The organism is Olsenella sp. HMSC062G07 (genome assembly GCF_001811895.1).
GTDB classification, from domain to species: Bacteria; Actinomycetota; Coriobacteriia; order Coriobacteriales; family Atopobiaceae; genus Olsenella_F; species Olsenella_F massiliensis.
Genome location: NZ_KV806933.1, coordinates 1 through 6,874, shown reverse-complemented (window position 1 = coordinate 6,874; position 6,874 = coordinate 1). Strand labels below are relative to the sequence as shown.

At 67.5% G+C, this 6,874-nt stretch carries 6 protein-coding genes; all 6 read right to left on the bottom strand.

Annotation, left to right across the window (positions count from 1 at the left end; all coding sequences use genetic code 11):
• Positions 1-314: hypothetical protein (locus tag HMPREF2826_RS00590; protein ID WP_148138283.1), on the bottom strand; the 314-nt coding region annotated here is incomplete at its 3' end.
• 2 nt (positions 315-316) lie between these two features.
• On the bottom strand, positions 317-547 hold the full coding sequence (locus tag HMPREF2826_RS00585; protein WP_070638171.1) for a hypothetical protein: 231 nt from the start codon (positions 545-547) through the stop codon (positions 317-319).
• 8 nt (positions 548-555) lie between these two features.
• Positions 556-1,539 carry a hypothetical protein gene (locus tag HMPREF2826_RS00580; RefSeq protein WP_148138282.1) on the bottom strand — a complete coding sequence of 328 codons (984 nt, stop codon included), beginning with the start codon at positions 1,537-1,539 and terminating at the stop codon, positions 556-558.
• Positions 1,524-2,357: a hypothetical protein gene (locus HMPREF2826_RS00575; RefSeq protein WP_148138281.1), complete on the bottom strand. Its 834-nt coding sequence runs from the start codon at positions 2,355-2,357 to the stop codon at positions 1,524-1,526. Before HMPREF2826_RS00575 ends, HMPREF2826_RS00580 begins: the two co-directional genes overlap by 16 nt.
• Positions 2,350-6,429 (bottom strand): phage tail tape measure protein, encoded by a 4,080-nt coding sequence (locus HMPREF2826_RS00570; protein WP_070638163.1) that lies wholly within the window; start codon positions 6,427-6,429, stop codon positions 2,350-2,352. Before HMPREF2826_RS00570 ends, HMPREF2826_RS00575 begins: the two co-directional genes overlap by 8 nt.
• The coding region (locus tag HMPREF2826_RS09355) for a hypothetical protein (RefSeq protein WP_168163951.1) at positions 6,429-6,874 on the bottom strand (446 nt) is incomplete at its 5' end. The genes HMPREF2826_RS09355 and HMPREF2826_RS00570, both read right to left, overlap by 1 nt.

The following is a 6,874-nucleotide window of genomic DNA, read 5'->3' as shown; positions in this document are numbered from 1 at the left end:
AGCACCGCGAGTTCGGCAGTCTCATTGCCCGCTGAGTCGGTGGTGAAGTGCACACAAACGAGGTCGTTTCGCCGCTGCGCCTGCGCTCCGGACTTGATGGTGACCTCCTCCGCCGAGGAGTTACGAAATCCGGTGCCGTACATGAACCCTGCGCCCGTGCCGATGACGGCCTTGTTCGCCGTCTGCATGGTGCACTTGAGCTGGTCGCCCGTCTTGCATACGTAGCACCCTGCCCCAACGATACCGGCGTAGAGCTCGCGGTCGTCTGCGGAGCTGACGTGGGTGGTGCCGTTCCCAGCTGTGATTGCCTCCATGATTAGCCTCTCTTCTCGTTGATCCACTTTGCGAACATTTCGTCTTGGGCGGCGAGCAGCGCCTTGTAGTCCTTCGTGCACAGCGGGCACAAGCACGGGCTGGACTTCGCACCGCTTGCGCTCTCGCGCGTCGGCTGAATCCACCCCTTCGCGTACTCGTCACCTGGGATCGCGTAGTATTTCTCACCGCACCGGTCGCATTCGTACAGCGAGATGTTCTCTGTCTTGGCCATGGTTCCTCCTAATCGATGTCTTCCTCTTCGAACTTTCCGTCGGTCTTCGGTGTGACGGTTGCCACGCCTCGCTCGACGTTGACCACAAGGCCAGTGACGCTCACCGTCGGCCTCACCCCGTAGGCGGCCGAGGTGAACGTTGCGCTGTCGCCGACGCTGACCCCGAGGCCAGCCGGCAGCGTCGCCTTGGCGCTGTTGCGGTCCTGCTGGTATTTCGCGAGCTTCGAGCGACCGGCGCTGGCCAGCTCGTCGCCCTCCTTGGACGTCAGCTCGTAGGTATCGCCGCGGTGGTCGAGGCCGAACAGCGTCTGGGTGGTCGAGACGTTGCCTCCGGCGTCCGCGTACAGCTCCACCACCTCGCGCGCGGTGCCCTCGCCCTTCCCGAGCACCGTGAGATGGTTGACGGGCCGCGCGTTGCGGGTGGCGGTCCACTCGAGGTCGCTGCCGAGCGACTGTCCCCAGTCCACCGATGGCACCGCTGCGAGCCTCACGCTGCCGTCGTCGCAGGTGATTGCGAGACGCATTCCCACGGATGCGTACATCCGCATAAGCGCCGAGTAGAGGTCAGCGTACCGCGACACCTGCCACGACGTGACGCTCGCCGACTCCTCCGACGTGACGGAGAACGGCGCGCCGATACCGCAGCGCTCCAAGAGCCGAGCGGTGATCGCGTTGAGGTCTCCTGACTCCACGACGTGCGACTTGCCGGAGTCCGGGTGGACTACGAACCCGGCCAGCACCCCGTGCCAGGTGCGGCCGTGGTAGCTGATGGAGTCAGATGCGCGCGTGTGCGTCGGGCTATCGTCGTCTACCACTCCGCCGTACTCCGTCCCAGGACACCATATGAGCGAGCCGGGGGCGATGCGCTCGCGCAGCCCGGATAGCTCGAAGTCGTTACCGAGGTCAGCGCCGAACTCCATGTCCAGCGCGAAGTCTTCGGTGCAGAGCCACTTCACCCCGCTCGCGTCTGCCACTACTAGGTCAAGAGCCACGGTGCCTCGCCCTCCTCCTGCATCGTCTCGACATCGAAGCCGAAGCTGCCATCCCACAGAACGCGGTTGCGCCCGGGCTGCACGCGCTCAAAGGCGTATGTGCCCGAGCCCTCACCGGAACCGAGCGAGAGTGCACCGAGGGCGTTGGTCGCCGAGCCGTTAATGTTGGTGAGCGTCGCGGTCTTGGACACGCCGTCAATGACGAGGAATCCGCCCGACGGGATGTCGGCGGAGTACCTGTACGTGTTGCCCCCGATTGTCACGGACGGTGCCGATGCTGGCCCGAAGATGGTCAGCCGCATCGGAGCCGGGAGGTAGCCGGGCTGCACAAGACCGCTCGGCGCTGCCGCCCTTCCGTATCCATACGGGTAGCCGTGCGGGTAGCCCTTGCCGACACCATCATCGATGGCCTCGTCGCGGGGAAGGAAGTGCTCAACGGTGGAGCGCCGCCAGACTCCGTCCAGCAGTGCCACGGTTAGCGAGAGCTTGAAGGTCTCGACTCTCCACACGTCGGTCTGGCTCTCCGGCACGAGCGCCCGCTGGGACCATCCGCCCATCTCGAGCGTGCCGGGGGAGTTGAGCGCCATGTCATAGTCCAGCACCCGGCGGATGCGATCAGCCTCGGCCGCGCCGACCACGACCACCTCCATGGTCACCTCGCGCGCCGACCGCGTGACGCCCTCGAGCGAGCGGTAGCCCAGCGTGCGCGACCACACCCGAGATCGCAGCGTGTCGCCGTCGTCTATGCGGAGGTTGCCAGCAAGCCCGAACTTGATGGCCTCGCCTGTTGATCCCGTGTACGTGAGCTCGTCAGCCAACGGCATATTCCCTCACCATCCTTCGCATCTCTCGCTCGCTGGGGAACGTCGGCGCGTTCTCCGCGATGTCGTAGCCGATCTCCGCCCGGAAAGCCCTGATCTCATACAGCAGCTCCGCGAGCAGCTGCACGGACTCCTGGGGCTGGTAGCCTCCGGAGGAGGCTCCCCCTGGCGCGACGTCTCCGCCGAGCGAGGCATCCGCCATGAGAGCGGTCGCCGCAGCTCGGACCTCTCCCGCCCCCGACGACAGGCCGGCCGCGAAGTTCTGCGCGAGGTGCAGGCCGGACCTCTCTCCTCCGCGCTCGGCTCCGGACCATGGCCCGGTCTTGGGAACGGAGAAGCCTATGGCGTCCTTGGCGGCCTGGGCGATGGAGGTCGCCGCCCTGGACACCCAGCTAATGCCAGAGCTGATTCCGGCCGCGAAGTTCTGCACGAGGTGCTGTCCCCACGAGTGGCTGTCGCCGGTGTTCCTCATCGAGTCGGCCGCGCCGGCGACCTGCGAGGCGCTGGTTCGGGTCGAGCCCACGCCCGAGGCCACGCCGGAGGCGAACATTGAGGATGCCTGCGAACCAGCGGTCCCCATGGCCCCGGGAATGCCGGAGACCCCGGAGGAGGCGGCCGAGGACAGCTGCGCCGCGCTCGACCAGACGGAACCGGACGCGGAGGCGATCCCGCCGCCGAGCGCCGCGCCGCTCGATGAGCCGGTCGCTCCCAGCTGTCCAGGCACGCCGGACAGCGCTCCCACGAGCATCTGCCCGAGGGACGAGATGGCACCTAGGGGGCCGCTCGTCCCGCCCTGGATGCCCTGGGCGAGGCCGGAGTCGACGTCCTGGCCTACGCGCGCCATGGCCTGTGAGGGCGAGTGGGATTCCAGGGATGAGCGGGCGGCGTCAATGACGTCCTGCCCGAGCATCGAGGCCTGCTCCTCCGAGAGCGACCCGCTCAGGATGCCCTGGGCGAGGCCGGAGTCGATGTCGTGCCCCAGGAGCTCCGCGGCGGCGGACACGTCCCCGCCGGTGAGCTTGAGCGCGATCGCGGACAGCATCGCGTCGGTCGCGCTGGAGGCGGCGTAGCCGTTGGCGGAGATCCCGTCCGCCACGCTCTTCGGCAGGGAGATTCCCGCCTCGCTCATCTTGGACGACACGTCCGACCAGTCGCCTGATGCCGCCGCCTTGAGGATTGCCGTGGAGGTGTCGACGCTCACCGACCCGGAGGCCATGCCGTTCGCGAGGGCGGTGGCGGCGTTGAGGCCCTGGTCGCTCATCTTGATGCCCATGCCGGACAGGGTGTCGACGATGCTCTGGGTGGTGCCGTCCCAGCTGGTCACAAGCTGCGTGAGCTGCGTGTCGTTGAGGGACCTGAAAGTCTCCACGGAGACGCCCGCGTTGGACAGGTCGGTTGTGAACTGCGTGAGGTCGCCGCCGACCGCCTGTATGGCCGTCGAAACGGTGCTATTCGCCGCCGCGATGTTCTGGATGCTCGCGCTCGCCCCGTCTGCCACGGCGATGGATGCCCCGAGGGACGTGCTCACCGTGTCGATGGAGGTGTTCACGGCGTCGAGCGCCCCCTGCGCCTCCTTGAGGGCCTTGCCCTCCTCGGACGTGGCGAGCTGCCCCTCCCATGCGGCCTCCGCCATCTGCTGCGCGTTCTGCACGTACGGGCCGCACTTGTCGATGTAGCTCTGGATGAACTGGTCGCGCTCGGCCTGCTTGTCGTTGTACGCCTTCTGGGCCTGCGCCAGCGCCGTGATGTCCTCGGCCTGCTGCTGGTAGAGCGCCGTGAGGTTCTGCTGCTGCGCGTCGACCTTTATCTGCTCGAGCTTCTTGGCGATGTAGTCCCCGAGGGAGGAGGTCACGTTCTCGATGGCCCCGTTCTCGTCGGCCAGCTTGCCGTTCGCGAGGTCGGTCACCTCTATCTGGGTGCCGCACATGCTATTGACGGTCTCCACAGCGGAGCGCAGCTTGCCCTGTGCCTCGGTGGTGAGGTCGCTCTGGTTGGCGTACTGCTGGATGGCCGAGTAGGCGGATTGCAGCTGCGCCATCTGAGCGCCGGCGCTCGTGTTGGTGTCGCTGATGGTCTGGGCCAGCTGCGCTTGGGATTCGAGCAGGCCGTCGATGTCCACCTTGGATGTGGCGGCGCTATCCCCATAGGCCGTAAGTGCATCTGAGCCTGCCTTGGATGCCGACACGCCCTTCTCGGTGGCGGCGGTAAGGCCCTCGGTGGCCGACTTGTAGTTGTCGGAGTGCTCCTTGGCCTTCGCGAGGGCGTCGGCGATCATCGTGATTCCGGCGATAATCGCCATGGGCGCAAACGTGGCGAGGGCCACCTTAGCGACGTTTGTCGCCACGGCGAACGCCTGCATGCCGACGGAGCTTGCCTTTATCGCGACGCTGCTGGTGTTGGCTGCGGTCGCGGCCTCCTGATACCCGGTCACGACGCCCTTGTTGGCCTCCATGGTCGCCTTCTTCTGCGCGACCTCGGCCTTGAGGTTGTCCACCAGCTCAAGATTGGCCTTGCTGCCCTTCTGCTGCTCCGCCTCAAGCTTGCTTACGGCCCTGCTGTACTGGCTCGTGGACACGTTGGCCTGCCTGACGGCCTCAAGGTACTTGTCCACGCCCCCAGCGGCCTGAACGGCGGGGTTCTTCGCGAGAGCGCCGTTGAGCTTGTCCTGAGACTGGTACAGCTTGAGGGACGCGGCGTTGGTGGTGGTCATGGCGTCTGCGTAGACCGATGCGGCCTGCTTCTGCTTGCCGAACCACGTCACGACGTTGCCCGCGCCCTGCACGATGCGCCCGGAGACGGAGAGCACGGGGCCTGCCGCAGCGGCCATGCCGGCGAACCCCACGATGGCGCTCTGCGTCCCCTCGTCGAGGGAGTTGAACTTGTCCGCCGCCTCGCCAACGGCGTTGGCGGCGTCCGTGACCGCCGGCGCCAAGGCGGAGCCTACGCTGATGCTAGCCGTCTCGATGGCGCCGTTCATGTTCTCGATGGTGCGCTCGGTGTCGCCCATCTGCGAGTCGGCGAGGCGCTGAGCCGCCGTCTGGTCGTGCGTGGCGGCGGTGTACCTCTCGATTCCCTCGCGGCCCTGATTCATCATGTTCAGGGCGGCGCGGGAGGCGTCGGAGCCGAAGATGGTCTGTAGGGCCGCGTCGCGCGTGGCGTCGTCGAGGTTGCCGAGCTTCGATGACAGATTCTCGGCGATGCCGGCGGCGCTCTTCATGCGGCCGTCGGAATCGCGCACCTCAAGGCCAAGGGCCTCCATCTGGGCGGCGGCGGCATCGGTCGGGGCCGCGAGGCGCTGGAGCATGGTCTTGAGCGAGGTGCCGGCGTCGGAGCCGACGATTCCGGCGTCCGCGAAGGCGGAGAGGACCGCCGTGGTGTCCTCGATGGACCAGCCGGCGGCGTGGGACTGCGCGGCGCACTGGGAGAGGCCCTGCGTGAGGTCTGACACGTCTGCGGAGGATGCCGCAGCGCCGCCCGCCAGCGCGTTGGCGGCGCGGCCCGTGTCCTCAGCCGTCAGCTCGAACGCGCCCATGGCCTGAACGACCGTGTTGGCCGCGTCGGCGAGGTTCATGTTTCCGGCGGCGGCGAGGTCCATGGTCGTGGCGAGAGCGCCGCCCTTGATGTCGGCTGCTGTCAGACCGCCCTTGGCTAGCTCCTCCATGGCCGCGCCCGCGTCGGCAGCGCCGAAGACGGTTGCCGCGCCCATGTCTAGGGCCAGCTGCCGCAGCTCGTCCATATCCGCCATGGGGTCGTCGAGGGCACCCGAGACGCGGGACATGGATGACTCGAACTCGATGGCGCCCTTGGTCGCGGCAGTGCCCGCCGCCACGAGAGGGGTGGTCACGCCCACAGTGAGCTTGTCGCCAACGCCCGCGATCTTCTCGCCCGTGTTGTAGATGGAGCCGCCAGCCTCGGCGAGCTTGGAGCCGGCGTCGGCCCAGCTCTTCGCGATGCCCTCGGAGGACGCGGCGGCGCGCGCGTTCAGGCGCTCAAGCGACTTCTCGGCCCGCTCGATGGCGGAGCCGTTGTAGGAGCCGGAGACGGCGATTGAGATTGACGCCTTGCCCATTACATGTACCTCACTATCGCCTGCGCGATGCGCGTCTCTACCTTGTCCCTCACCTCGTCCTCATGGAGGAGGGACGCCTTGATGAGGGCGCGCGGGGCCGATGCGGCGAGGGGGACGCCGACCGGCTTTCCGCGCCGTCTGCCGCTGAGCGCGACGGCGCCCGGGTGCGCGAACTCGATGGTCCCCGCGCCCGGGTCGCTGGATTGGATGCGCACGCCGTCCCCCGCCATGCGGATGGACATGCTCCCCGAGTACTGACCACTCCCCCCGAGGGATGCGGCGAAGCCCCGCGCGTCGGACAGGATGGGCTGCGCGTCCTCGCGGAACCCGCGCTTAAGCTCGCGCGGAATCTCGGCGTCTATCTCCTTGAGGGCCAGCATGGTCTCCTTGAGGCCCGTTATCTGGATGTCGAGGATTCCCCCGTGCCGGAACGCCATCAGCGCCC